At 64.3% G+C, this 24,869-nt stretch carries 25 protein-coding genes; 15 read left to right on the top strand and 10 right to left on the bottom strand.

Features of this window, described 5'->3' with window-relative positions; genetic code table 11:
- Positions 1-60: 60 nt before the first annotated feature.
- Positions 61-1,230, bottom strand: coding sequence for a winged helix DNA-binding domain-containing protein (locus D5S18_RS02195; protein ID WP_120037448.1), 1,170 nt, complete (start codon positions 1,228-1,230; stop codon positions 61-63).
- Between the two features lie 495 nt (positions 1,231-1,725).
- On the opposite strand from D5S18_RS02195, the gene D5S18_RS02190 reads away from it, so the two are divergent.
- Positions 1,726-2,391, top strand: a complete 666-nt coding sequence (locus tag D5S18_RS02190) for a ubiquinone/menaquinone biosynthesis methyltransferase (RefSeq protein ID WP_203236544.1) — start codon at positions 1,726-1,728, stop codon at positions 2,389-2,391.
- Here D5S18_RS02190 and D5S18_RS02185 read toward each other — a convergent pair.
- From D5S18_RS02185 to D5S18_RS02175, 3 genes are all read right to left on the bottom strand, one after another.
- Positions 2,386-3,546 (bottom strand): MFS transporter, encoded by a 1,161-nt coding sequence (locus D5S18_RS02185; RefSeq protein WP_120037444.1) that lies wholly within the window; start codon positions 3,544-3,546, stop codon positions 2,386-2,388. The genes D5S18_RS02190 and D5S18_RS02185 overlap by 6 nt on opposite strands.
- Positions 3,543-3,884: an ArsR/SmtB family transcription factor gene (locus D5S18_RS02180; protein WP_120037913.1), complete on the bottom strand. Its 342-nt coding sequence runs from the start codon at positions 3,882-3,884 to the stop codon at positions 3,543-3,545. The genes D5S18_RS02185 and D5S18_RS02180 overlap by 4 nt, the downstream gene beginning before the upstream one ends.
- Before the next feature lie 81 nt (positions 3,885-3,965).
- A complete protein-coding gene (locus tag D5S18_RS02175; protein WP_120037442.1) occupies positions 3,966-5,132 on the bottom strand; it encodes an alpha/beta fold hydrolase in 1,167 nt (388 codons plus the stop codon).
- Positions 5,133-5,438: 306 nt separating this feature from the next.
- Here D5S18_RS02175 and D5S18_RS02170 point away from each other — a divergent pair, with 306 nt between their 5' ends.
- Both D5S18_RS02170 and D5S18_RS02165 read left to right on the top strand, forming a co-directional pair.
- Complete coding sequence (locus D5S18_RS02170; protein ID WP_120037440.1) at positions 5,439-6,644, top strand: FAD-dependent monooxygenase; 1,206 nt, start codon at positions 5,439-5,441, stop codon at positions 6,642-6,644.
- A gap of 151 nt (positions 6,645-6,795) precedes the next feature.
- The gene (locus D5S18_RS02165) at positions 6,796-7,356 is read left to right on the top strand and encodes a hypothetical protein (protein WP_147403820.1); all 561 of its coding nucleotides are present in this window, start codon (positions 6,796-6,798) and stop codon (positions 7,354-7,356) included.
- A 17-nt stretch (positions 7,357-7,373) separates the two neighbouring features.
- Here D5S18_RS02165 and D5S18_RS02160 read toward each other — a convergent pair whose 3' ends face one another.
- Positions 7,374-8,513: a Fic family protein gene (locus D5S18_RS02160; RefSeq protein WP_120037436.1), complete on the bottom strand. Its 1,140-nt coding sequence runs from the start codon at positions 8,511-8,513 to the stop codon at positions 7,374-7,376.
- Positions 8,514-8,638: 125 nt separating this feature from the next.
- Between D5S18_RS02160 and D5S18_RS02155 the strand changes: the two genes are divergently transcribed.
- The 3 genes from D5S18_RS02155 (at position 8,639) to D5S18_RS02145 (ending at position 12,808) form a co-directional block, all read left to right on the top strand.
- A complete protein-coding gene (locus D5S18_RS02155) occupies positions 8,639-10,831 on the top strand; it encodes an MMPL family transporter (RefSeq protein ID WP_120037434.1) in 2,193 nt (730 codons plus the stop codon).
- 82 nt (positions 10,832-10,913) lie between these two features.
- Complete coding sequence (locus D5S18_RS02150) at positions 10,914-12,140, top strand: sensor histidine kinase (RefSeq protein WP_120037432.1); 1,227 nt, start codon at positions 10,914-10,916, stop codon at positions 12,138-12,140.
- Complete coding sequence (locus D5S18_RS02145; protein WP_120037430.1) at positions 12,137-12,808, top strand: response regulator; 672 nt, start codon at positions 12,137-12,139, stop codon at positions 12,806-12,808. Before D5S18_RS02150 ends, D5S18_RS02145 begins: the two co-directional genes overlap by 4 nt.
- 32 nt (positions 12,809-12,840) lie before the next feature.
- On the opposite strand, the gene D5S18_RS34710 is transcribed toward D5S18_RS02145, so the two are convergent.
- Positions 12,841-13,008, bottom strand: a complete 168-nt coding sequence (locus D5S18_RS34710) for a hypothetical protein (protein ID WP_158607773.1) — start codon at positions 13,006-13,008, stop codon at positions 12,841-12,843.
- A gap of 422 nt (positions 13,009-13,430) precedes the next feature.
- Between D5S18_RS34710 and D5S18_RS34705 the strand changes: the two genes are divergently transcribed.
- Positions 13,431-13,604, top strand: coding sequence for a hypothetical protein (locus D5S18_RS34705; RefSeq protein ID WP_162500965.1), 174 nt, complete (start codon positions 13,431-13,433; stop codon positions 13,602-13,604).
- Between the two features lie 44 nt (positions 13,605-13,648).
- Here D5S18_RS34705 and D5S18_RS02135 read toward each other — a convergent pair whose 3' ends face one another.
- From D5S18_RS02135 to D5S18_RS35210, 4 genes are all read right to left on the bottom strand, one after another.
- Entirely contained in the window at positions 13,649-15,778 is a 2,130-nt protein-coding gene (locus tag D5S18_RS02135) for a glycoside hydrolase family 172 protein (RefSeq protein ID WP_120037911.1), read from the bottom strand.
- An 88-nt stretch (positions 15,779-15,866) separates the two neighbouring features.
- Complete coding sequence (locus D5S18_RS02130) at positions 15,867-16,589, bottom strand: hypothetical protein (RefSeq protein ID WP_158607771.1); 723 nt, start codon at positions 16,587-16,589, stop codon at positions 15,867-15,869.
- A 301-nt stretch (positions 16,590-16,890) separates the two neighbouring features.
- A complete protein-coding gene (locus D5S18_RS35215; RefSeq protein ID WP_203236543.1) occupies positions 16,891-17,142 on the bottom strand; it encodes a hypothetical protein in 252 nt (83 codons plus the stop codon).
- Positions 17,143-17,155: 13 nt separating this feature from the next.
- Positions 17,156-17,698, bottom strand: coding sequence for a hypothetical protein (locus D5S18_RS35210; RefSeq protein ID WP_203236542.1), 543 nt, complete (start codon positions 17,696-17,698; stop codon positions 17,156-17,158).
- A 214-nt stretch (positions 17,699-17,912) separates the two neighbouring features.
- Here D5S18_RS35210 and D5S18_RS02115 point away from each other — a divergent pair, with 214 nt between their 5' ends.
- From D5S18_RS02115 to kynU, 8 genes are all read left to right on the top strand, one after another.
- Positions 17,913-18,365, top strand: coding sequence for a hypothetical protein (locus D5S18_RS02115; protein WP_120037424.1), 453 nt, complete (start codon positions 17,913-17,915; stop codon positions 18,363-18,365).
- A gap of 11 nt (positions 18,366-18,376) precedes the next feature.
- A complete protein-coding gene (locus D5S18_RS02110; protein WP_203236541.1) occupies positions 18,377-18,676 on the top strand; it encodes a transcriptional regulator in 300 nt (99 codons plus the stop codon).
- Between the two features lie 746 nt (positions 18,677-19,422).
- Positions 19,423-20,223 carry a transcriptional regulator gene (locus tag D5S18_RS02105; protein WP_500797130.1) on the top strand — a complete coding sequence of 267 codons (801 nt, stop codon included), beginning with the start codon at positions 19,423-19,425 and terminating at the stop codon, positions 20,221-20,223.
- A 246-nt stretch (positions 20,224-20,469) separates the two neighbouring features.
- Positions 20,470-21,927 carry a glutamine synthetase family protein gene (locus D5S18_RS02100; protein WP_120037417.1) on the top strand — a complete coding sequence of 486 codons (1,458 nt, stop codon included), beginning with the start codon at positions 20,470-20,472 and terminating at the stop codon, positions 21,925-21,927.
- A gap of 48 nt (positions 21,928-21,975) precedes the next feature.
- The gene (locus D5S18_RS02095) at positions 21,976-22,749 is read left to right on the top strand and encodes a 2OG-Fe dioxygenase family protein (protein WP_147403817.1); all 774 of its coding nucleotides are present in this window, start codon (positions 21,976-21,978) and stop codon (positions 22,747-22,749) included.
- Positions 22,746-23,159, top strand: coding sequence for an adenosylmethionine decarboxylase (gene speD / locus D5S18_RS02090; protein ID WP_120037413.1), 414 nt, complete (start codon positions 22,746-22,748; stop codon positions 23,157-23,159). Before D5S18_RS02095 ends, speD begins: the two co-directional genes overlap by 4 nt.
- 36 nt (positions 23,160-23,195) lie before the next feature.
- Positions 23,196-23,627 (top strand): ester cyclase, encoded by a 432-nt coding sequence (locus D5S18_RS02085; RefSeq protein ID WP_120037411.1) that lies wholly within the window; start codon positions 23,196-23,198, stop codon positions 23,625-23,627.
- Positions 23,628-24,848 carry a kynureninase gene (kynU, locus tag D5S18_RS02080; RefSeq protein WP_120037409.1) on the top strand — a complete coding sequence of 407 codons (1,221 nt, stop codon included), beginning with the start codon at positions 23,628-23,630 and terminating at the stop codon, positions 24,846-24,848.
- Positions 24,849-24,869: the final 21 nt, after the last annotated feature.

Here is a 24,869-nt window from a genome sequence, read left to right as displayed (position 1 = left end):
GACGAGGCACTGGAAGATGGTGTCCACCAAGCTTTCGCGGACCGGTCTCGAGCTGGGGATTCAGCGGCTCCAGGTGAGCAGCGGGGTCTTGTACAACGTCGGGACCTTCGCGCCGTCGAGCCAGTCGCCGAGCCGTTGCGCCTGCGCGAGCAGAGCCGCGCGACCGGTCGGTCCGGGATCCTTCGGCAGGACGAGTTCGATTCGCCCCTCCTCGTTCTGGCGGTAGGCACCGACGACCCGACCATCCCACCACGCGGTCGTACCCGCATTGCCCGCCCGATCGAAGACGCCTGCGGCGAAACTCGGTTCGACGTAGAAGCCGCGGTCCTTCCAGCCCATTGTGGTGGGGTCGAGGGCCGGGAGCAGGGCGGCCCACGGTTCGATCGGGGGTTCGGGATCCACGTCATCGGGCAGCACCCAGCCGGTGTGATCGCGCTCCAAACGCACCTGTACCGCATCCAGGTCAGATAATGCCTGCCGCACAATACCTTTCGTCGCACCGAACCACCACGTCAGATCCAGCTCGGTGACCGGACCGAAGGTGCGCAGGTACCTCCCGACAAGTTCGGCGTACGCCTCGCGCGCCTCGCACCTGTCCACGGGCGCGCCGAGCCACTCGTCCGTCCGCGTCCAAAGCGGGCGTGGGACCCGCCACTGCCCGTCATTGTGCCCGCGCACGATCTCGCCCGAGGCCGACATCCAGGTCAGCGCGCGCGTGAGCACCGGCACGGCCTCGCCATGTGCTTTGTGCTCGTACCAGGACACCTGGCCCGCCAACTCGTCTCGCAACTGCTTGGAGCTCAGTTCGACTCCGCCCGCCAGTCGCCGCAGCACCGCCTCCCGCACGGTGGCCAACCACCCCGCACCGTCCGCGGTGACCCGGCGGGCCGCCAGGTCTTTGATCAATTTGGTCGCGTCCTGGGCGGCGGAGCGCGCCGCGGGGCCGCTCACCGCCGCGGGCAGCGACTCCCTCGGGAACACGAACAGTGTTCGCCGCATCGCCGACTGCTTGACCAGTGACTTCGACTCGTACAGCGCCCTGTCCAGATCCGCGAGCTCGAACGATTCCATCCGAGCGAATAGCGAGAGGTAGGGCGTGCCCGGCTCGGTGGCATGCAGCACCGTCATCGCTCGAACCGTCGCGAGCAGATCCCGCAGCCGCGATTCGGGCGCGAGCGCATGCCGCCGCCCCATCCGCGCCCTGCGCTGCACATCGTCGATCAGCCGCATACCCGTTCTCCGTCGATTCGCCCCACGGAATTCATACCAAGGAGCACCGACACCGTTCACCCGGCGAGCCTTCCGCGGTTGCAAACCATTCCGCCCCATCTCGCCGAAGTCGCACGGGTGGACGGTCTTTCGCAAACAACGGCAACGGCCTTTGCCTGCGCGACCCCTCCGGATCCGCCACCCCCACAACCCAACTGGACCTCATCAACTGCGACGGCGCCAGCCCCTCCCAAAGTTGGTCCCTCCCAACCCGAATGCAACCCACCCCGGCCTGAGTCGAGGTTCGGCCGAACCTGCCGGTCCCGATGATGGCGTCGGCGGCCGCAGAGGTCGCTCGAGTAGACGGGTCGCGGGGTTGTGGTCGCGGTTACGATTCGCCGTCCCTGGATGTTTGCTCGGGGTGGGAGGGGCCTAGGGTGCGTAGGTGTTCAGCGGGCGCACCGAGGGGTTTGTGAGATGACGACCGAGCGGGCGCCTCAGGGGAAGAGCCCTGAGGTGCATGGGATCTTTCAGAAGATCGCCGGGTACTACGACCGGATGAATTTCGTGATGACGCTGGGGCGGCATGCGCGGTGGTGTCGGGAGGTGGCGGTGCGGGCCGCCCCGCCCTCGGGTGGGCGGTTGTTGGATCTGGCGACCGGGACCGGGGTGATCGCGTTGGAGGCGGCGCGCAGGTATCCCGGTGTCAGCGTTACCGGGGCCGATTTCGCCGAGCAGATGTTGGAGCGGGCCAAGGTCAAACCGGGGGCCGAGGCGGTTCGGTGGGAGCATGCCGATGCCGCGCGGTTGCCGTTCGAGAACGAGTCCTTCGATGCGATCACCGAGGGCTATCTGCTGCGCAATGTCGATGACCTCGATGGGGTGCTGCGTGAGCAGCATCGGGTGCTCAAGCCCGGTGGGCGGGTGGTGATTCTCGAGACGTGCCCGCCGAGCGGTCCGATCAAGCCGGTGGTGGATTGGGGGATGCGCACGGTCGTCCCGCTGCTCGGGCAGGTGGTGGCGCGGGACCGCTCCTCCTACACATATCTCGAATCCAGTACGCGCGCCTTCGAATCGCCGCAGCAGGTGGCGGATCTGCTGCGGCGCATCGGTTTTCACGATATCGGTTGGCACACCAGGTTTTTCGGCACGAATGTCATTCTGTGGGCCACCAGGTCATAGCCTGGTCATGGCGGGGGCCGGGGTTCGGGCCGGTGTCAGACGGGCGACGACGAGGGTGAGCGGGATCGCGATCACGCCGACCAGTGCCGCGCAAGCAGGCAGGGCGCCCGCGCCGAGGCCGGCCGAGAGCAGGGCGCTGCCGAGGGCGGCGCCGACGGCCGACCCGAGATACATGGCGGCCATCTGAAACGCGACGATCGGCATCGCCTGATCGGTGCGATCTCGCGTAAGTGCCTGTTGCAGTACGGGAACGCTCGCCCATCCGCACGCGCCCCACAGCACGGTCGCCACGATCCAAGCGGCGGGGGAGTCACTGATCCACAGGGTGAGGAAGGCGGCCGCGAGCAGGATCGTGCCGATGGGCAGCAGTGCGCGCGGCCCGATGGCGTCGAGCGGTTTGCCGATACTCGCCGAACCGACCACACCGCCGATGCCCCACGCCCATACGAATCCGAAACCCCAGCCGCCCAGGCCATGTGCGGTGGCCATGGGCAGCAGGTAGGTGTAGAGGCCGAGGCTGGCCACGCCGAGGACGAAGCCGAGCAGCACGCCGAGCGCCACCCTGGGTGTTCGGAAAACCGCTAGACGAGTCGAGTTCTCGGCTGTCGGTAGCTGCGGCAGTTCGCGCAGGGAGACGGCGAACATGCTCAACACGCCGATGACCACCACCAGCGCCATCGTCCAGCGCCAGCCCAGTCGTTCCCCGACCAGCATGCCGATGGGCACACCCGCGACGGTCCCGGTCGACAGACCGAAGGTCACCAATGACATGGCTCGTCCGCGCTCGTGATCGGCGACCATCGCTCCCGCCGTCGCGGTGGCCACGGCGGTGAGCACCCCCGCGCCCGCACCGGTGATGATGCGGGAGCCGAGGAAGATCCCCACGTTCGGAGCCAGCGCGGTCACGAGATTGCCGAGATTGAAGGTCCCCAGGGCGATGAGTAGCGCACCTCGGGTCGATCGCCGCACGACCACGCTCGACAGCAGCGGACCCGACAGCGCGTACGCGCCGGTGAACGCGGTCACCCCGAGGCCGATGGCGGCGACGCCGGTGGTGAGGGAATCGGCGATGCTCGGCAGCACTCCGGCCAGCACATAGGCATCGATACCCAGTGAGACGGCCGCGACGACCAGCGGCCAGACCTTGCGAATCACTGGTCGTCCTCCGCCGCGCCGCTGTCGGGCTCGTACCCGGCCAGCACCGTGTCGATCAATCCGGGAAACCGCGCGTCGAGGTCGTCGGTGCGCAATTTGATCAAGCACTTGCGCCCGGCGGCGCGAACGAACACCACACCGGATTCCCGGAGCAGGCTGGTGTGGTGGGTCAGGGTCGTGCGTGGCAGACCCGGCCCGAGTTCGATGCTGTCCACCTCGCCCCTGGTGGCGAGGGCATGCACCATCGCCAATCGCAACGGTTCACTGAGTGCGAACAGCACGCGGGACAGCGCGATTTCGTCCACTTCCGGGTGCTGGTACGTGCGGGCTGCGGCCACACCGATCTCCAATCGTTCGATAATTCTCGCACGATGATAGTGCGATAATTGTCGAACGATCAAGTCGGAGCCGCGGCGGGCCTATGGCATGGCGGGCTTCGCGAGGAGCTGTGTCACGAAACCATCCAGTGCGCTCGACATCTGTGGACCGAGTTCGGTGTGGGTGCCGGTTCCGGTGACAACCTGCAGGTCGGTGCCGCTCGCGGTGAGTTGGGCCGCCAGGGCGGCATGCAGCGGCGAGGGCACAACCGTGTCGGTCGCGTTGATCAGCAGCAGGATTGGTGTGCGGTAGCCGCTGGTCGGCACCGTCAGATAGTCGCTGAGGACGGATTTGATGTGCTCGTCGGACAAGGGCCGCGACAGCAGGTCGCCGACCTTCAGTCCATGGACGCGGTCGCGAATGTCGTCCTCGCAGCGGGTCGCGATATCCGCGACGACGGCCCGGCCGGTGGGGCTCAGATAGCTGTCGATATCGGCATCGGGACGGGTGGTGCGGAGCCCTTCGAGGATCATCGCGACGAATCCGGTGGCTCCGGGAAGATCGAATCCGGGTCCGGCCGCGGCCAGCACCTTCTCGATATCGGAGGCGGGGTCGATGGCGATGGTGCCGCGGAAGTCGAGATCGGGCGCGGCGCTCCGCTGTAGATATGTCGTGCCCAATGCCGCGTGCCCGCCTTGCGAGCCGCCCGCGACCGCCCAGGTGCGGGACAGTTCGGGATTGCCTGCCCGTGCCGCGCGGACCAGGTCGATCGTGGCGGTGGCCTCGGTTCTCAGTTCCAGGTAGGGATGCGGGCCGGTATCGAATCGCCCCAGGCCGACATAGTCGGGTGCGAGGACCGCGAACCCTCTCGAGACGAAGTAGCGCATCAGCTCGTCTTCGCGCCTGCGATAGTCCGGCGACAACCACGGCTGCGGATCGGCCTGACTGCCGCAGCCCGCGCCGAGTCCGGTGGTGCCGTGATCGAAAGCCAGAATCGGCAGGCCGCCAACGGGACTCGGCCCGGAGGGGAGCAGCATGGCCCCGCTGGCCCGCACCGGCGAACCATGCGAGTCGGTGGTCCAGTACTCGATCACCGAACCGCCCGGCGACCCGTGGAACCCCTCCGCCTGGGCGGTCACCGAGATCACCTGTCCCGGCGCCGCCGCGGTCGCGGTCTGCGCCGTCGTCCCGAGGATGGCCGCCACCATCGCGCCGGTGAGCAACGTCCGCCCCCAACGCCCGACCCGGTTCTTCTTGCTGATCGACATCCTTGAACTCCCGCCGGTGTCCCAAATGGTTCGTTATCGAATTATTCGTCACCGAACTATCCGGGTTGGGTGCTCGGATGTCAAGCCGCGCGTCGAGGAGGAACGGGAAAATCGCTTGGCGATGGACGAATCCCTCGATCCACGAGGACACATTGATGCGAATCGAGGCCGAGGACATGCGCAAGGCACTGGAGAACGTGCTCGCTACGCTCAGCTGAGCGGGACACGATCCCGGCCGCGCCGATGAATTCCGGGCGGAGCAGGCGTCGAAATCTCTGGATACACCGACAGCGGCAGGAGCAAGAAATGAGCGGCACCAGGGTGTTGGTGGCGGGAGCCAGTATCGCGGGGCCTGCGCTGGCCCACTGGCTGCGTCGGCGGGGAGCCGAAGTGACCGTGGTGGAACGAGCCCCCGAGCTGCGGCCCGGCGGCCAGGCGGTGGACGCGCGCGGAGTGGCCAAGGAGGTCATCCGACGCATGGGACTGGACGCGGCCGTGCGCGCGGCCTGCACCGAGACCGCAGGCGCGCACACCGTGGACGCGGACGGCAACGTCCTGGAAACCTTCCGCGTCGACGATGACGGTGGCGACGGGTTCATCTCGGAGATCGAGATCCTGCGCGGGGACCTGTCCCGTGTGCTCTACGACGACACCCGCGACAGTGTCGAGTACCTCTTCGGTGACCGGATCACCGAACTCACCCAGGACGCGGGCGGCGTCGACGTGGGTTTCGCCAGCGGCGATCGACGGCGCTTCGACCTGGTCATCGGCGCGGACGGACTGCACTCGGCGCTGCGGGCGCTGGTCTTCGGACCGCACGAGCGATTCCTGCACCACCTCGGGCACGTGCTGGCCTTCTACAGTGTGCCCAACGAATTCGGACTGGACCGCTGGCTGCTCGAATACCAGGAAACCGGACGCTCGGCCCTGCTGCGCCCGATCCAGGACGCCACCCGCGCGATGGCCATGTTCTACTTCGCCGCGGCCGACTTCGACATCGACTACCGCGACATCGCGGCCCAGAAGATCCTGCTGCGCGAGCGGATGGCGGGCCTCGGCTGGTTGACCCCCGGCATCCTCGCGCATCTCGACGACACTCCGGACTTCTATCTCGACCAGGTCGCCCAAGTAGTGATGGAACGCTGGTCGAATGGACGAGTCGGGCTATTGGGGGATGCGGCATTCAGCTCGTCCCCGATGTCCGGGCAGGGCACCGGGCTGGCCCTGATCGGCGCCTATGTACTGGCCGGTGAGCTGGCCGCCGCCGGATGGGATCCGGAGATCGGGTTCGCTCGCTACGAGGCGCGGATGCGGTCGATCGTCGAAGCCAATCAGGAGATCGGCCGATTGAACGCCCGCAGTCGCGAAATCCCCGGCCCGGACGCCGAGCCGAGCCCCGATTTCGCAGGCGAATGGTTCGGCGAGCTGATCGAGCGCGCGATCAACGGCATCGAACTGCCCGACTACGCGGGGGTGCCGGACCTACCGATCGCCTCTTCGGCCAAACCATAGGCGCCACAGAACATACGGCCAGATCTCGGTGTTAACGCCGCGCTCCGCCCGGCGCGAACTCAGAACAGTGATCCATTCGGATCGCAGGACAGACACTGGGGAACCCATGCGCCACACCAATTCACCCGTTCTCGGCAGGTTCGCGCGGCGAGTGGGGGTGATACTGCTCGGCACGCTCACCGGTGCCGCGATGGTCGGCGGCTGCTCGACCTCGTCGTCCACCTCGGCCCCCGGCTCATCTTCCTCGGCCCCCGGCTCCGCCATCTCCGCACCGCCACCGGTCATCGCACCGCCACCAGTAGTTGTGCCGCCGCCCGCTATCGTGCCGCCCTCCGATGATCAAACAACCCAGGCGCCACCGATCACCACCTCGCAACCCGCACCGCCAACCACCACCGCCGCACCGCAACCCCCGAACCACCCGACCCCCGGCACCACCATCCCCGGCGAAGGACTCACCCTCCAACAGGCCGCCGACCTACAAAAATCCGTCGACAACGGCCACCAGCCCTGGCGCCTCGACCGAGTCCAAGTCGCAAAGTTCTTCGTACAGGCCCGATTCGACTGGACCAACGTGCAAACCAGCACCGGCGCACCAATGATCGTCTTCGTCACCAACCAAGACGGCAGCAAGGTCACCCTCCACCTCACCCAACCCGCAACCCACGGCGACCACGGCATCTGGGTCGTGGAAAGCGGCGTCTGGGACTGACCGCAACCGCCACGGAGTCAGTGCCGCCGGTACGGATCTTCGAGAGTGGTCGGAGTCTCCGCGACCTCCAACACGTCCAGCGGGTAGCCGGATCCTTTGGTGTAGAACCGAGCTCGGGTCCGGCCGACGGGCTCCAGCACCCCCGCCGCGACGAGGTCCCGCAGATCACGCTGTGCCTGTTGCAAACTCAGCCCCTCGGCCTGCTCGTAGCGGGTCCGCCGAACCCGGCCCGACATCGCGACATCATGCAATGCGCTGACGACTCTTTCGTCCAAACGCATACCCGCGGCAAACTTCTCGAGCATTGCCCACGCCCTGCCGGACTGAACCCAACGGGCGTGGACGGTTTGCGCTTGCTGGTGATACGCGGTCAAGGAGAACCGAATCCACTCGGCCGCATCCTGATCGGGACGATATGTGTTGCCCCGACGGCCGAGCACCTGGTAGTACTCCCACGTATTGCGACTCCGTCCAAGCCACGCTTCGATGGACGAGAACTCCGGCGCGAGAACACCTTCCCGCGCGATCATCAGCGTCTGCAACGACCGCGACATCCGCCCGTTTCCATCGGCCCACGGGTGGATGGATACCAAATTCAGGTGCGCCATCGCTGCCTGCACGAGCGGGTGTGCGTCGTCATCGGCATTGAGCCAATCAACGAGTTGCGCCATCAATGCCGGTACTTCGTCTGCGCCGGGCGCGGCGTAGGCGGCAACCCGTGGATCGCTAGCATCGGTCACATACACCGGACCACGCCGCCACTGTCCCGCCGGGCGACTCTCGGTATGGCGGTGCCCTTGCAGCATCCAGTGCAGCGCATTGATGAAACCTTGGCTGTAGACGAAGTCATCGACGTCGTGCAGCGATTGGATATAGGACATCATCTGCTGGTATGCGAGGGTCTCGGCTTTGTTCTCCTCAGAGACTTCGACGTCTCGCTCGCCGGCGATCAAATCCTCGACGTCGACGGTTGAGACTCTGAATCCTTCAATGGAGTTCGACGCGGCTACGGCGTCCGCAGTCAGGAATTTACGGAGCCCTCCTGCCCACTTCCCCGGCTTGCTCTGCAATTCGAACCGCAGCTCGGCGCGCATCCGATCCACGTCGGCGAGGACGTGACTGTCGGACGCTGTCAGTTTCGGCGTCGGGATCAGCACAACAAAACCCTAGGTTGACGTAATTATTACGTCAACAGTGGCTTGCGGGTACTGCGTTCGCACTACCCGCAACGGCCTGCGTTTGCACGATGCCGACTACAGACTCGCCCCGCGACCATGACCGCATGGCGAAATTCCTGTACCGGCTCGGCCGGTTCGCGTTCGAGAAGCGGCGGTTGGTGGTGCTGCTGTGGCTGGGGGTGCTGGCCGCGCTGGCAGTCGGGGCGGGGACGGCGTCCTCGCCACCGCCGGATGCGTTTTCCATACCGGGAACCGAATCCCAGCGGGCATTCGACCTACTCGGCGAACGTTTCCCCGGCACCAAATCCGATGGCGCGGAGGCACGGATCGTCTTCCTGGCACCGGAGGGGCAGATCGTTTCCGAAGCGAACAAGACCTCCGTCAAGAAGATCCTGGCCGAGGTGGCGGGCGGAACGCAGGTGGCGGGGGCGAGCGATCCGTTCGAGACCAGCTCGGTCAGCAAGAACGGCGCCACCGCCTATGCGACCGTCAGCTACAAGGTCACCAGTGACAAACTGACCGATGCCAGCAAAGACGCGTTGAAGGCCGCAGAGACCAGCGGCAAGGCCGCAGGGATCACCGTGGAGGTCGGCGGGTCCGCGCTGCTGGCCGAACCGGAAATGAACGCGGTCAGCGAGGCCATCTCCATCATCCTGGCGGCCGTCGTCCTCGTGATCACCTTCGGTGGGCTCGCCGCCGCCGGACTGCCGCTGCTCACCGCGCTGGTGGGGCTCGGCGTCGGTATCGGCGCCATTGTGGCGATCGGAATGTCGGCCACCACAACGACTCTCGCCATGATGCTCGGCCTCGCGGTCGGCATCGACTACGCGCTGTTCGTCGTCTCCCGCTATCGGGCCGAACGTATGGAGGGATTCAGCGCCGAGGAGGCGGCGGGCCGGGCCGCTGGAACCGCCGGATCCGCAGTGGTTTTCGCGGGTCTCACCGTGATCATCGCGTTGGCCGGACTTGCGGTGATCGATATCCCGATCCTTACCAAGATGGGACTGGCGGCCGCGGGCACCGTCGCGGTCGCGGTCGCGATCGCCTTGACGCTGCTGCCCGCGCTGCTCGGATTCTTCGGACGAGCGGTGCTGCCGCGAGCGCTCCGCAACAGAAAAGCCGCCCGCAAGAACGCGACTCAGGACAAGCCCGGTGCGGCCACCCGCTGGGCGCAGTTCGTCGTCGCCCGCCCGCTGACGGTGCTCTTGATCGGCCTCGTCGGTATGAGCGTCCTGTCCGTACCGGTGCGCAGCCTCGAACTCGGCATGCCCGGCGACGAATTCCAGTCGACCTCGACAACCCAGCGTCGCGCCTACGACGCGCTCGTCAACGGCTTCGGTCCCGGCTTCAATGGACCGCTCACCGTGGCGGTGGATGTGCGGGGAGTGCGTGATCCGAAGGGCGCGGTGGAGCAGGTCAGTAAAACCCTCACCGGGACCGCGGGCGTTGTCTCGGTCTCGCCCGCCATGTTCAACCAGGCCGATGACACCGCGGTATTGAATGTCGTGCCTGCCACAGGACCCTCGACCACCGAGACCAAGGATCTCGTGCACGCCCTGCGCGGCAAGGCGGGTGATCTGAAGTCGACCCTCGGCGCGACCATGCTGGTCACCGGTGCGACCGCCATGAATATCGATATCTCGCAGAAGATGGCCGATACCGTGCCTGCCTACCTCGCGGTGGTGGTCGGACTGGCGATCCTGTTGCTGATGATCGTCTTCCGTTCGATCGCGGTGCCGATCAAGGCGGCGCTGGGCTTTCTACTGTCGATCGGCGCGACCTTCGGGTTTATCGTCGCGGTATTCCAGTGGGGCTGGTTGGCCGAGATCATCGGCGTCCAGCAGACCGGACCCGTCATCAGCATGATGCCGATCTTCCTGATCGGCGTGGTGTTCGGACTCGCCATGGACTACGAGGTCTTCCTGGTCACCCGCATCCGTGAAGCGTTCGCCCACGGTGCGAGCCCGAACGACGCCATCGTCGCCGGATTCCGGCACAGCGGCCGGGTGGTGCTCGCCGCGGCGGCGATCATGATCGCGGTCTTCGCCGGATTCGTCGGCGGCAGCGACCCGATGATCAAGATGATGGGTCTCGGGCTCGCGGCAGCGGTCTTCTTCGATGCCGTCGTCGTCCGCATGGCCCTGGTGCCCGCCGCGCTCGCCTTGCTCGGCGACAGGGCGTGGTGGCTGCCGCAGTGGCTGGGGAAGGTCCTGCCGAATGTGGACGTGGAGGGTGCGGGTCTGAATCCCGTCGAGGCTGCCGAACCGGTGCGGGGGCTCGAATCCGACCGCGTCTGAAAGCGCAACGCACCGGCGGGTTATCCAAGGCAGCAGGCCCGCCGGTGCCGCCGACTAGGGTTCTCTACGAGGAGGAACGCCGATGACCGTCGAATGGTCGCAGTGGACGCGTCGATACGCTCCGGCCATCGATGTCGTCATCGCCGTTCTGCTGTGCGCGTTGGCCACCTACGCGAGCAAGGTGGTCGACGGCGCGGCCGGGCACGCACCCGTGGCGGCGCTGCCCGCCTCGCTCGAGGTTTTCGGGGTCTCGGCGCTGGCCTCGCTCACGCTGCTGTTTCGGCGGCAGTATCCGCGCATGGTGCTCGCGGTCACCACCTGCTGCGGAATCGGCGTCGGCGCATTGGGTTTCGAGGTCTCCGCCTTCACCGCCGGTGCGGCCTTCGTCGCGATGTACTCCCTCGGACTGTGGTCGCCGAGACTGTGCATCGCGAAGTTCGCGCCGATCCTCGCCGGTGGCGCACTGCTGGTCACCTCGCTCGTTCAGCAATTCCATCCGATGCTGACCGCCGGACGCATCACCTTGATCGCGGGTGTGCTGGTGGCGGGTGCGTTCGCCGAAGCCGGACGCATCAGGCGCGACTATCTCGCCGCGCTGCGCGCCCGAGCGGAGTTGGCCGAACGCACCCGCGAGGAGGAGGCCCGAGCGCGGGTCACCGAGGAGCGGCTGCGGATCGCGCGGGAGTTGCACGACATCGTCGCGCACAGCATGGCCCTCGCGCACGCGCAAGCCTCCGCTGCCGCATACCTTTTGCGCAGTCGACCCGATCGGGCGCAGGAGATGCTCGACCAACTCTCCGACACCACCTCCTCGGCGCTGCGCGAACTCAAGGCCACCGTCGGACTGCTGCGCGCGGACGATTGCGACGCCCCGCTGGAGCCGCCCCCCGGCCTGGGCCAATTGCCCGAACTACTCACCTCTTTCGAGCGGGCGGGTCTGACCCTGTCGCTATCGATCACCGGTGCGCCGCGCGCGCTCGCACCCGGCGTGGACCTGACGGCATACCGGATCATCCAGGAGGCACTCACCAACGTCACCAAACACGCGCACACCGCGGCGGTGACGGTGCGACTGATCTACTCCCGACGACTCCTGACCGTCAGCGTGACCGACGACGGTGGCAAACCATCGCGGGGCGAACAGGATTCGAGTATCCAGGGCTACGGCCTGATCGGCATGAGCGAACGAGCGGTCTCCGTCGGCGGTCGACTGCGCGCCGGACACAAGCCCGAAGGCGGCTTCGAAGTCACCACCGAACTACCGCTCGAGCCATCGAAAACCCCAGACCACGAGGACACGGCGCGATGACCATCCGGATACTGCTGGCCGACGATCAAGCCCTGCTGGCCGGAACCTTCCGACTGCTGATCGATTCGGCCGAGGACATGACGGTGGTCGGCATCGCCGGAGACGGGCGCGAAGCCATCGAATTGGCGCGCAGCACCACCCCCGACGTGGTGGTCATGGATATCCGCATGCCCGGCGTCGACGGCCTGGCCGCGACCAAGGAGATCTGCGCCGACCCGGCGCTGCGCGAGACCCGCGTACTCATCCTGACCACCTTCGAACTGGATGAGTATGTGGCACAGGCACTACGCGCGGGCGCCAGCGGATTTCTCGGCAAAGACGTTCGCCCCGAAGAACTTCTGCGATCCATTCGCGCCGTCGCCGCCGGTGACGCCCTGCTCTCGCCCACCGCCACCCGCAGCCTGATCGCCCGCTATCTCGCCCGCCCCGAAACCCGTTTCGCCGCGGCCGACTCCCTCGAAGTCCTCACCGCGCGCGAACGGGAAGTCGTCACCAGGGTCGCCGAGGGCCTCTCCAATGAGGAGATCGCCGAACGAATGTACCTGAGCCCCTTGACCATTCGCACCCACGTCCAGCGAGCCATGACGAAAGTCGGTGCGCAGAACCGCACCCAACTCGTGGTGATCGCCTTCCAGTCCGGGCTGGTGCGCGTCGACCCGCCTCGGTGAACCGTCAACTCCGCAGGGTGACAGGCTCGTGCTCAAGGTGTTGCGCGCCAGAGTGCGGCCAGCGTGCTCTTGCCCGACTGCCGCGCGCCATTGAGCGTGACCACCCGAGTGTCCGTGAGCGCTTCTGCGGCCATGACCTGCACTTTCCTGGCTAGGAGCCGTGAATGCGAACTGCCGGGCACACCTGCGTTCTTGGTCATACATAGCCCCCTTCTGTGCGCAGATGGACGGTACGGTCGTGCACACTGGGCCGCAAGTTCTGTGCGCAGATAGACGGTACTCCATGCGCACTTAGACGCATATCCTGTGCGTGTCTGGTCGCAGATGGGCGGTGAGGTCATTCGGCGTGCCGGGGCACCGATTCGCACAGTGCTCTCCCGCACAAGGCCTGACCCTCACGCCGATGTGAGGCTTTAACCTTCCTTCGTGCCGCGCAAGACAGGCCGAAGGAGTCGTTGATGGCGGGAGCAGTAACCATCGGAGCCGGACCGGGAATCGGTCTGGCTGTCGCACGGCGATTCGCGCGCGAGGGAGTGCCGATCGCGTTGGTCTGCGAGTCGGTCCCGCCGAAATCCGCGCGTACCACGACAATGCCGCAAACGGCTCGACGGTCATCGCGAAGGTGCGGCACGCGATCCGACTGGGCGAGGAAACGGTGAGCGCTTTCGCGGACGCCGAATTCACCTCGCCCACAGGCGAGTCGCGCCGGCTGAACCTGTCGCTGGTGAGCCGGCATGTCGAGGACGACTGGCGAATCCGCCGGCACCATGCCGCGCAGGCGCAGCGATCCTCCTGACCTCCTTATATCGCCTCTGGTAACGCAATTCGTGGCGGACCGCGCTATCCCGCCAGTGCGTCCGCCGAATACTGCGTGGCCGTCCACGGCGGCGCGCCCGGCGTGGGCACGAGTGTCACCGTGATCTCGGCTTTGCCCGCGGTGGTCGACTCGGGCAGCAGGTAGGCATCTTCGAGCCAGCGGTGGATATCGTTGCCGCGGGCCTGCAACCAGGTTCCGGCGGGTTTGTCGTCCACGAGCACCAGGGCGGATTGGTTGCTCGCGATCTGATCCGAGATGCGGCGCAACATCACTCCGTGATTGTCGGGAGGTATCCGAAGCCGGAAGGTGACCGGTCCGCCGCCCACCTCCACCGTGCCGGGCACCGCGACCGCGTCTTCGGTTCCCTCGTACTGGCTGACCAGGTGGTACTGGCTGCTACCGGGATCAGAGTAGGCATGCAGGCTACGGCTGGCCGGATCGGCGAGGTCTACCCGGTCGTTGCCGTTGAACGCGGCTTCGGGCAGGGTGTACAGGAAGGTGGTGGAACTGTAGTGCGCGTCGATGAGGTCGCGTTTGCCGTGTTCCATTCCGAACCGAATCCCGGACCGGTAGCCGATGGCATCGGCAGGCAGCACCCGATAGGTGGACAGGCAGTAGTCCTGGCAACCGGGACCGGCCAGGCGGTGGGCAGGCATCCCCGTGAACGGCGCGCTGTAATCGGTTCCGCCGATTGGGAAGTGGTCGGGTTCGGATTTGTTGTCGGGATACCACTCGATATGCCCGAGGTAGTACCAGCCGCCTTCGTAGAAATCCTCGGTCCCGGTGCCATACAGCTGCGGTGACCGCAATCCGTCGAGGTAAACGCGTTCGGCGCCTTCGAGGAAGGTGGGAGCCGTGGGCGAGAACGACGTCGGAGTTCGGCTGCCGCGCATGGTCGCATTGACGCCGACGATCTTGCCTTGCCCCGGCCGGTCGGCGAATATCCAATCCTTGCCCGATACCGTCGGCGCGGATTCGGAGACGGTGCTGAAGTAGCCCACGCTCCGTTTGTCGAGTGCCTTGGCCCATTGCGGATCCGGTGCGTAGGCGACCTCGCTCTGGATCCCCACGATCGGATTCTTCGTGGTGTTGACGAGGCCGACCTGCGCGTCGTGTCCATACGGCATCGGCCACCAACTCGACATCCACCCGTTCGGATCGGCGGCGAACAGCAACGACCGCACCGACGCGGAGCCCAATCCGGACCCGAAGAATTCACCGACCGGCGCATTCACGGTCTCGTGCCCATCGAAGGAGATCCGCAGCCGCAGCCCGGACCTGACCTCGTCGCTATCGACCGGAAGTCGCAACCGCAGCGCGACAATACTGCCCGATCCGGTGACCGTCTCGATCGGAACCGTTGCACCGGAAGGGATGTCGACGGTGCGCGCGTCGTTGCGCGTTCCGGGCAGCGCGGGTTTGGGGTCGCGGGTTCCGGCCGCCTGGAGTTTCGCCACCACGTCTTCGGCGCGGTCGGACGGATCGAAAGTCCGCACGCCGGTGGCATCCGGAAGATGTCGATAGTAGACGTGGTAGTACTTCAGCTTCGCCTGGACACTGATGCGCATCGAATCGCGGTAGGCCATCGGCACTTTGATGTAGACGCCGCCTCCTGCCTGCCCGGCATTGGCTACGAGCGGGAACACGAACGGTGCGCCGAGCCTGCCGTCCACCACCGACTGCAGTGGGGCGTTCAGCACTGTTCGACCGTCGAGCTCGATCCGAATATTCCCCATGGCCGAGACATCACCTCGAACACCGTTGACATCATTGGTGAACCAGATCGAGGAGACCTCGCCCGCGCCCGCGTCCTGGGCGATCACACATCCGGCGCCACCGGTGCTCAGACATCCCCCGCTGCCATTCTGATTGCCGGTGTAGGCCTCGTACGTGCCACCGGAACGATCGAAACTGGAGAACTCGAGCGTCCGAGACCCGCCCGGCAGATTCGGCAGTCGATCCAGATGGCGGTAGGTGTCCCAACCGACAAGCGGTGCTTCGATTTCGGGGTGCTCCACCGCCTTCGGGGCGGGTGCGGCCGAGCCGGCGCATCCGGCCAGCAGCACAGTCGCCAGGGCCAACCCCGGTAGCGCAAGCCACCGAGTTCGCCTCGACGCCAAGGCCTTACCTTTCACCGCTTCGCTCCGACGCATCACATGGAGATACCGCATTTCGACCACAGCCTCCCCGCGATACCACCATCGCCAGGAAGCCGTGTCCGAGGTGGGCGAAGCCGTCCACTCACTTCATAGTGCGGGCCAGGTCGATCGATGAGGCGATGAGGGTGCTGTCGTCCGGGCCGATTGCCTTGCCGGGGTTGACCACGCCGTACTTGTGGCAGTCGTCGTAGCAGAGTGTTTTGTACTTGGTGTAGACGAGGATGCGTTCGTCGACCATGGTTTCCAGCGCGAGGCCGGAACCATCGCGGTATCCGCGGGACAGGGTGCCCGGAAACAGTGGGTCGGGGATGAGGGAAAGCCGTGCCGGACCGTTGTCAGTCTTGAACCGGGCTACCGACGCGCTATCCATTTTCGTGAATGACACCGTGAGCAGCAGGTGTTTCGTCTCACCGACGAAATCGCACGACGTCGCGCCCGCTTCGGATCGCCCGCGCGCGAAAGTCACCGGACCGATGATCGTCGGAACACCTCGAACCTGATCGCAGATCGCGGGTACATCGCGAGGCGCGTCCGGAATAGCTTGCGGCAGTTTGCCTACCACCTCTCGCGCCACCGCGGCCATGCCGGCGTCGTCGAGCTTCTTGCCCGGGATCTCACCCAACACGAGGTTGGTGACCAGAAGCTGAACATTGCCGTGCTGCAGTGCCAAGGTGCGGCCGTCTCCGGACGAGTTCGAACCAATCAGGCCCCGGTCCGGTCCTACCGAAATCTGGTGGCGTTGCTGGAGATAGCTCGGAAGCAGCGCCTCGACACTCGGGAACGGCCTGCCCACAACGACACCCACCGACACCGCCGCGCCGCCACGGAAACCCGCATGGCACCAGTCGCTGCGACCATCGACCGGATCGATATCCCTACGGAGACCGGGACTATCGGACTTCAGGACGCCGTCGGCTCGGAGCTTCCCGATATCGATCAGTGTGCATGGATCGAACGCCTCCGGTGCTCGCGCGTTCCCGTTCACCCGCGAGCAACCGGCTACCACCAGCACCGCCGCCACGAGCAAACCCAGCATTATCCGACGCATCCGACACCCCTCCTGCCTCGAGCCTACCCAACCACGCCGGATCGGCTGAGCCGTCGGATCAGGTCGCCGAGGGGACCTCGAGTTGATCGAGCAGCCGCCGCAACGACTGAGCCGGGGTCTCACCCGCGGTATCGAGGACAATGCGGTCTCGGCTCCACGGCTCGTAGTCGCGATCGCGCACGTCCTGCCAGCGCGGGAGCGGCAGATCGGGGATATCGACCGATCGCGAGGCGATACGCCTGCGGTGCTCGATCGCGCTCGAACAGACCACCTCGACTTCCACCGCGGCAACACCGGCGTTCTTCGCCACCTCCAACCAGCTATCACGAGTGACGGCAACAGGATTCACCGACTCCGCTATCACCGTGTGTCCCTGCCGCAGATGCTCCTGCGCCAAGGCATATCCGACGACGTAGCCGACCGGACCCACCGGGTGTTGCGTCAGCCCGGACCGAACGATCGCCTGCTAGCGCCTCGACGCAGTCGGGCCAGGCATAGTCGAAACGATCGTCCGCCAGCGTCGCGAGCGTCGCTTCGGCGGCACGGATCTTATTGTCGGGCAGCAGATTCGTTCGCCGCGCAAGGCACCGGATTTCGGGATCGACATCGGTGAGCAGCCGTTGGAACTGCTCCGCATCGACACCGTCGACCAGCAATCCGAAGAAGTCGTTCCGATCTTCCTCGGCGACAATCTGTTCCAGCGTATCCCAAGTTCGGTGTCGCACTTCCGGTTCGGCATCGCAGGCCCGCGCCCGCAGATCATCCAGGAGCGCACCGGTCGCTCCAAGTCGGAGCCGCCGCCAATCCTCTCGTTTCACTGAGTTTTCGGCCAGTAGTGCCTGCACGCCGACCACATCGATCACCACAGCCGGAACCTACCAACGGAATACGACAAGCCATGGGCTACCGATCAGCGAAAGCCCGGTGCCGAACCCAGCCGTTGATCGTGGCCGGGCCGTTCTCGCAGTGTTGGTCCCGGCTACGCCGGTTGATCCTGAGACGTCGGCTACCGGTGAATTGATGGGCGGTTGGGACGGCAACCGGTTGCCAATTGGAAACCAGTTCGCATATGGTCTGTCCATGCAGGAAGCGCCGACTCCACAGCAGGCACTGGACATCGCTACCGCTACCACACGGCAGGCGCACGAGGCTGCCGCGCTGCCTCGGTGGGAGCCTGTCGTGACCGCTGCGTTGGGAGCGCTCGCTTCGTTTCTGCTTTGCATGCTGGTCGCCGACGGTATCGAAAGACCGTTCGGATGGATGATCCTGATCGGCGGAATCGGTTTGGGCTGGATGTATTTCAGGCTTGCGCAACGGCAGCGCCGAACCCAGCGTGCCCGCGGCATCGTCCCGCTCCCGATGGTCGAGTGGAAGCAGATCATGGGGATGTTGGTCGTGATCCTGGTGGTGCCGCTCGCCGGTCACGCAGTTTCCGGCTCGGACGGAGGGATCCGGATAGCATCCAGCATCGTCCTGAGCGGATGGATCTGGTTCATGCAGGCTCGGCCACGAATCCTCTCCCGGAGGACCTGACCGTGGAAACGGTGAACGAACTATTCGCCTCCCTTCCGCGCCTGAAACTCGTGGCATTCCTCGACGGTTGCGCCGAAGCGGAGTTCCTCGTCGTCGCCGACGTGTGCGACCTCAGCAAATCGACTCTGTCCAAAGCGATGACCACGCTGGAGAACGCCGGATATCTCGATGTCGTCAAGGGCTACGTGGGCCGCAAACCGAGAACCTGGCTCGCCCTCAGCCCCGAGGGCCGCACTGCCTACCATGCTCACCTCGCCGCCCTCGCTGCGCTCACCCGCAAGGGCGGGAAGCCACGCCCGAATCTCGACTGAACCTCGGAACCCCTCGAGGGCGACCGCCGGAAGCGGCCATGGCGATTTCGGGCAGACTCCGAAATTTTGGCGCCGGGTCGCTCCGGCCATTCCGGACCCAGAAATGCGATGAAAGCCTGACATCACAGTTCAAGACTGAAACGTTACAGCATTGACATGCAAGTTGCAATGGTTTCAGTTGAGAAGAGACTTGTATCACATTTCGCTTCGACGGTTGAGTGCGCTCGTCGCGCGTGGCGATAATTATTCACATTGGTCAGAATCGGTCAGGTAGAAGCTTTTGGTCGACTGGAAATGTCGAGCCGAGCGGATTTGGTCGAATCCGTTGGTCACCGGAATGGTGGGCTTTTCGCTTCGATAGGGGCTGTTGCTATGTTCGACTCGCATCGGCTGATATTGTGCTGTGTCCGAGCTGCGGCTGATGCTCTTGTGAATTGGAGTAGGGCAATCCGATTCTGTGAGTTGTATTTCGATGAACGGCGAAAGGTTCGATGTCGCCGGAGAAATTCCTCCAAGGGGAATCGATGGGAAGTATTACCAACATAGTTCCGTCCGCCGACGGGACCCTTTCGGGAATGGGCTCGACCCATGAAAGACTGTACTGCTCAAACATCATAAATCTTCCGATATCTGATCTGTTGCCGCCGGATTCGCCACCGCGAACCGGAGGAGTGAGCGCAAGTCATATACGTATACTTGCCGAGTCGACGACCGCGCTCCCCGCGATTGTCGTCCATCGGGCAACAATGCAGGTCGTCGACGGGTGGCATCGGCTGCGCGCAGCACAGTTGCGCGGTGAAAAGATCATTGCGGCAGTGCTTTTCGAAGGCAGTCGTGCAGAGGCGTTCGTTTTGGCGGTAAAACTGAATACCGCGCACGGTCTGCCACTGTCGCTCGCCGATCGGAAGGCCGCCGCGCTACGTATACTGTCGTCGTATCCCGCCTGGTCGGACCGAGTAATCGCTTCCATCGCCGGCATCTCCCCGAAGACTGTCGCTGCTCTCCGCGGCCCGTCGACCGAGGAATTTCCTCAGTCGACGGGGCGAATAGCACGCAACGGTGTACTCCATCGGTCGATCAACCGTGCGGGGCGTGAGCGCGCTGCCGAACTGTTCGCCGCCGACTCGAACGCATCGGCGCCGGAGGTGGCTCTGGCCGCGGGCATCTCCGTAACCACGGCCAAGGACGTACGCAAACGACTGCGGGCAGGTGAGCAACCAGTGCCCCCTCGCAGGTCGGGTGCCAACCCGACTGCTGTCCCCGAATCTGTGCATCAGCCTGCCCGGAACGCTCAGCAGCCGTCGGCCGTGCACGGAATCGACGCCGCGGAGATATTGCAGCGCCTGCATAGAGACCCCTCGCTTCGTTTCAATGAAACAGGGCGGAGGTTGTTGCGCTGGCTGGAGATTCCCTTCGAGGACAGCGTCGACTTCGACACTATCGCCCGAAACCTGCCGAGTCACTGTGTCCATATGGTCGCTGAACTCGCTCGACAACGCTCCCGTGACTGGCAACATTTGGCGCGCCTACTCGACCAACGCTCATGAATCTGCTGTTCAGTGAAGTGCTGACATGAGAAGTGACCAGCTGATTCTCCGGGTGGCCATTCTCGGCGGTCGGAGCCTGGAATCCAGGTGGGATCTCGTACTTTCTACCGTTCGATAGTCATCTCGCACGGGGGCGAGGAGTCCGACTCGGCTCGGTGCCGGGTTGCAGAGACGAGGCCGGTGCGGCCGCTGGTGTCGACGGTATGTACAGGGCAATACGCCAACTTGCGAACGAGAGGAAGTTCGTTGGATATAGACGCATTCCTGAATGAGCCGGGGCGGGATGACGCGATAAATGAAGTGCGCAAGCTGATCGACAGGTTGGAAATACAGTACATCTATGTGCAGTTTTCTTCGGTTACCGGTCGTGTAGTCGGAAAGGGGATGCCTGCCACGCAATGGGCGCAGTTGGCCGAAAAAGGTGTTCAGCTGGTGTACGGTGCGATATCCAATGTTTCCGTCGACCGTCGAGGGCGTTATCTCGGCTACGGCCCGGAAGCTTCGGAACTGATCGCTCTGCCGGAGCCGGAGACATTCGCGCAGCTTCCATGGGACGGGAGAGTTGCGCGGGTGTTTGCACGTCTGTTCCGGAACCGTGAGGAAGTGGATCTTCCGGGTGCTGCTCTGGCCACGGATTGTCGCGGAAACCTGGCTCGACTGGATGCCGAGTTCACCGATCGGCACGGCATGAGCATGAGACTGGGGACCGAGCCGGAGATGATGTGGCTGCGTCGCGGCGCCAACGGCGAACTGATGGGTGTGACCGAACCGTACTGCTATCACGTGGACCAGCTCGAGGAACTCCGTGAGGTGATTCTGCGAGTACTGCGGTACGGGCACGCGTTGGGCCTGGATATGATTCAGGGCGATCACGAGGATGCGCCGGGCCAGCTCGAGATGAACTTTCGCTACGATGCAGCACTGCGCAATGCCGATAGACTCATCACTTATCGTCAGATATGTCGCCAGGTGGCTCGAGAATTCGGTCTGATCGCGTGCTTCATGACGAAGCCTTTCGCGGGCTTGTCCGCGTCGGGGTGCCATCACAATCTGTCGCTGTGGCGTGACGGGGACCAAGAAGTTCTTCCCACCGATATCGAGACGACGATGGCAGGCGTGCGCAACCATTGCGTTGGCGGCGTCAATATGTTGACTGTCGACCGCGAGGCGGACCCGAACCTGCGGTCGCTCAACGATGTCGGTCGGCGTGCGGTCGGTGGGTTGGTAGCGCATCTGCCCGCACTGACGGCGCTCGGAGCATCGACGGTAAACTCTTATCGTCGCCTCAGGGATACCGGGTTGTGGGCTCCCGTGGAGGCAGGGTGGGGATATCAGAACCGGACCTGCGCGATTCGGATATCGGCGCCCGACCGGATCGAATATCGCATGGCCGATTCGATGGTCAACCCATATCTGATGGCCGCGGGCCTGATGGCGGCGATCGATGATGGTTTGCGCGGCGATCTGGATCCCGGTCCGCCGACCTCTGCGAATACCTATGACAATTCTCCGACCTCCCGTCGTCGTCTGCCCATGAGTCTCGGCGAGGCGCTGGCGGCTCTCGATGATGATGACGTCGTACGATCGGCGCTGCCCGAGGAGCTCTATCGCGTCTACACGTCCCACAAAAGGGATGAATGGGATCGATTTCTGTCCACAGTAACTGAATGGGATTTCGAAACCTACCTCGACTACATCCCGTGATTTCAATTTCGACCGAGAGAAGTCGGTGTCGAGAAAAAGAGGAATATCGTGTCGTCTCCAATCCGTACCGTATTATTCGATGCATTGCCGGAGAACCGCTTCGATGACGATCCGGTGGTCATGCTGGCCGGTCGCCCCGTCGACGAATTTTCGATAGAACTGGCAGCAGGTCTGGCCGAGTTGTCGAAAGATTTCGATGACCTGGTCGATGACCGGTGGCTGAAGACCGAATATGTGTTCCGGCAGCGGCGGTTCAGTCTATTCGCCGCGGATACATTGGAACATCGAATCGATGAGCTGGATCACCGCCCATTCTATCAGGATGTCGCCGTTAATTCCTATGCCGGGGGAGTTGATCGGAAATTCGAGCCACTGTCCGATCATACGAAGCGCAATCTGTTCCTCGACCAGTTGATATGGGATGTACTCGCCGTTCTTCCGGAAGCGAAAGTGCGTGCGGCCAGGTATTGGGAAATAGGCGTGCATCTGATGCGGATACTGGCCTTCCCGGATAAGCCGGGGTACCCCGCCCCGGAGGGCATGCATCACGACGGACACGCTTTCACATCGATCTCGCTGATCGACCGGAGGGGTGTCGAAGGCGGCCGGAGTCATTTCGCCGATCTGGACGGCACGGTGTATCGAAAGCTCGAACTGGAGTCGCCGGTCGATACGGTGGTATTCGAAGATCCCCGATGCCTGCACGATGTCACGCCGGTGATCGTGGCTGCCGGTGCGAACCGGGCTACCAGGGACGTCTGTGGGTTCTCGGTCAACCCCTTGGTGATGCCGTCGCGCCCGACCGCGGAGGCGAGTGAATGACAGCACTGGACGCCGGACCGGTGCTGGGACCGCGGGCTGTTGGTACGCACGTGCTGGTCGACCTCATCGGTGCCGGACAGCTCGATGATCCCGACCTGGTCGAACGGGTGCTGCGCGAGTGTGTGGAGGCCACGGGCGCCTCGCTACTCTACGTGTACACACATCATTTCGGTGGCGCCGGTGGCGTGTCGGGTGTGGCGGTGCTGGCGGAATCGCATGTGAGTATCCATAGTTGGCCGGAATACGACTTCGCGGCCGTAGATATTTTCATGTGCGGCACGGCCGATCCGGAATTGGCAATCCCGATTCTCCAGGCCTACTTCAAACCGCAGCGCACGGTCATTCAATGGCTGAAACGCGGTCGCGCGGCGTTCACAGCCGATCGTTTGATCGGCTCCGAAGATAAATGATCGTACTCTCTGTTTCTCGGGACTGGAGGAGGAGTTATGGCGGACGCCGAACTTCGTCGAAAACTGATGCGACGCATCTACGAGGATATCTGGATTGGAGAACTCTGGAACTCCGGCAACGCGGAGGGGGGTCGAGTGTTGGCCGAGGACTTCTTTGATCACCGGCCGATCGACGAGTTCCCGAACACCAAGTCGGGGCATGTGGCCATGGCACTCGACTGGCACCAGGCGTTTCCGGACCTTATCTTTGTGGTCGACGATATCCTCATCGACGGAGACAAGCTGGTCGCTCGATATAGTTCGTCGGGTACGCATACCGGGACCCTTGTCGGGATCCAGGGAACGGGTCGCCCGGTTTCGATGTCGGGGATCGATATTATGCGATTCGACCATGACGACCGTCTCGCGGAGTGGTGGCACAACGAGGACATGTACGGTCTGATGCAACAAATTGCGGAGTACAAATAGATGAAGGTGCACAGCGCGCATCGTCGTGACCTCCAAAACCTGGACGATGTCGATCCTTTGTCCGGAATGAGAGACCTGTTCGACATGAGGAAGGATCACGTCTTCTTCAACGGTAACTCTTTGGGGCCACCACCGCGAAGCACCGGGTCGCGTCTGCAATCGGTGGTCCGGGACCAGTGGCGCATCGATATGAATGCCTCATGGTGGAAATACGAATGGCTGAATCTGCCGCGAGCGGTCGGTGACCGGATCGGCGGAATCATCGGCGCGGCAGCCGGTCAAGTAGTAGTCGCAGAGTCGACCTCGGTCAATCTGTTCAAACTACTGTGCGGCGCTGTGCGAGCGGCTTCGGCTCGGTCGCAAGCGCGGACGGTCATACTCACCGACCATGACAACTTCCCGAGTGACCTCTATATCGCAGACGGCGTTGCGCGACACTTCCGCCCGGAGACGACGGTCCGACGTGTGCCCACCGATTCAATTGTGGACCACCTCGGCGACGACGTAGCTGTCGTATTGCTCAGCCATGTCGATTACCGCTTCGGTCGGTTGCTACCGATGCGGGAAATCACGGCTCGCGCACATGCCGCGGGCGCGCTCGTATTGTGGGATCTGTCGCACAGTGCGGGAGTCGTGCCGATCGATGCCGACGATATCGGCATCGATTTGGCGGTCGGATGCGGATACAAATACCTCAACGGTGGACCGGGCGCCCCCGGATACATGTATGTGTCGAGCCGATTGCTGACCGATTTCGAACAGCCTGTGACAGGGTGGCTCGGCCACGCGGAGCCGTTCGACTTCGAAGCGGACTATCGGCCGGATCCCGGAATAGCCCGCCTCACCACCGGGTGCCCGCCACTGCTGAGTCTGATTGCGCTGGATGAAGGTGTCTCGGTCACCTCGCGGGCAGACCCGCGTGATGTTCGTGCCAAGTCGATCGCGCTCACCGAGCAGTTCATCGCCTTGGCTCGGACCCGACTCGCTCGCTTCGGAGTCGAGGTAACGGGTCCCACCGCGGCAGCGGAGCGTGGCAGCCACGTCTCGTTGCGATACGAATCCGCGCCCCGACTCGCGGGCGAACTGGCGTCGAGGGGCTTCGATGTCGAAGTCCGTCCTCCCGACCTGCTGCGATTCGGATTGGCACCGCTGTACATCCGGTACGTCGACGTGTTCGATTGCGTCGAGGCGATGGAACAACTGCTCGACCACATCGCGTAGGTGTCCGAGGAAGGAGAAGAC

The organism is Nocardia panacis (assembly GCF_003598715.1).
In the GTDB taxonomy this organism is placed as follows: Bacteria; Actinomycetota; Actinomycetes; order Mycobacteriales; family Mycobacteriaceae; genus Nocardia; species Nocardia panacis.
The sequence above is the reverse complement of the archived record's forward strand: the minus strand, read 5'-3'. Positions and strand labels throughout refer to the sequence as shown.

Bases quoted from the DNA above. Each gene is read 5' to 3' on its own strand.
- D5S18_RS02170 (WP_120037440.1), top strand. From the start codon at position 5,439: ATGAGCGGCACCAGGGTGTTGGTGGCGGGAGCCAGTATCGCGGGGCCT.
- D5S18_RS34710 (WP_158607773.1), bottom strand. From the start codon at position 13,008: ATGACCAAGAACGCAGGTGTGCCCGGCAGTTCGCATTCACGGCTCCTA.
- kynU (WP_120037409.1), top strand. From the start codon at position 23,628: ATGAAGGTGCACAGCGCGCATCGTCGTGACCTCCAAAACCTGGACGAT.
- D5S18_RS02155 (WP_120037434.1), top strand. From the start codon at position 8,639: ATGGCGAAATTCCTGTACCGGCTCGGCCGGTTCGCGTTCGAGAAGCGG.
- D5S18_RS02145 (WP_120037430.1), top strand. From the start codon at position 12,137: ATGACCATCCGGATACTGCTGGCCGACGATCAAGCCCTGCTGGCCGGA.
- D5S18_RS02105 (WP_500797130.1), top strand. From the start codon at position 19,423: ATGCAGGTCGTCGACGGGTGGCATCGGCTGCGCGCAGCACAGTTGCGC.
- D5S18_RS02195 (WP_120037448.1), bottom strand. From the start codon at position 1,230: ATGCGGCTGATCGACGATGTGCAGCGCAGGGCGCGGATGGGGCGGCGG.
- speD (WP_120037413.1), top strand. From the start codon at position 22,746: ATGACAGCACTGGACGCCGGACCGGTGCTGGGACCGCGGGCTGTTGGT.
- D5S18_RS02135 (WP_120037911.1), bottom strand. From the start codon at position 15,778: ATGCGTCGGAGCGAAGCGGTGAAAGGTAAGGCCTTGGCGTCGAGGCGA.
- D5S18_RS02085 (WP_120037411.1), top strand. From the start codon at position 23,196: ATGGCGGACGCCGAACTTCGTCGAAAACTGATGCGACGCATCTACGAG.
- D5S18_RS02150 (WP_120037432.1), top strand. From the start codon at position 10,914: ATGACCGTCGAATGGTCGCAGTGGACGCGTCGATACGCTCCGGCCATC.
- D5S18_RS02115 (WP_120037424.1), top strand. From the start codon at position 17,913: ATGCAGGAAGCGCCGACTCCACAGCAGGCACTGGACATCGCTACCGCT.
- D5S18_RS02175 (WP_120037442.1), bottom strand. From the start codon at position 5,132: ATGTCGATCAGCAAGAAGAACCGGGTCGGGCGTTGGGGGCGGACGTTG.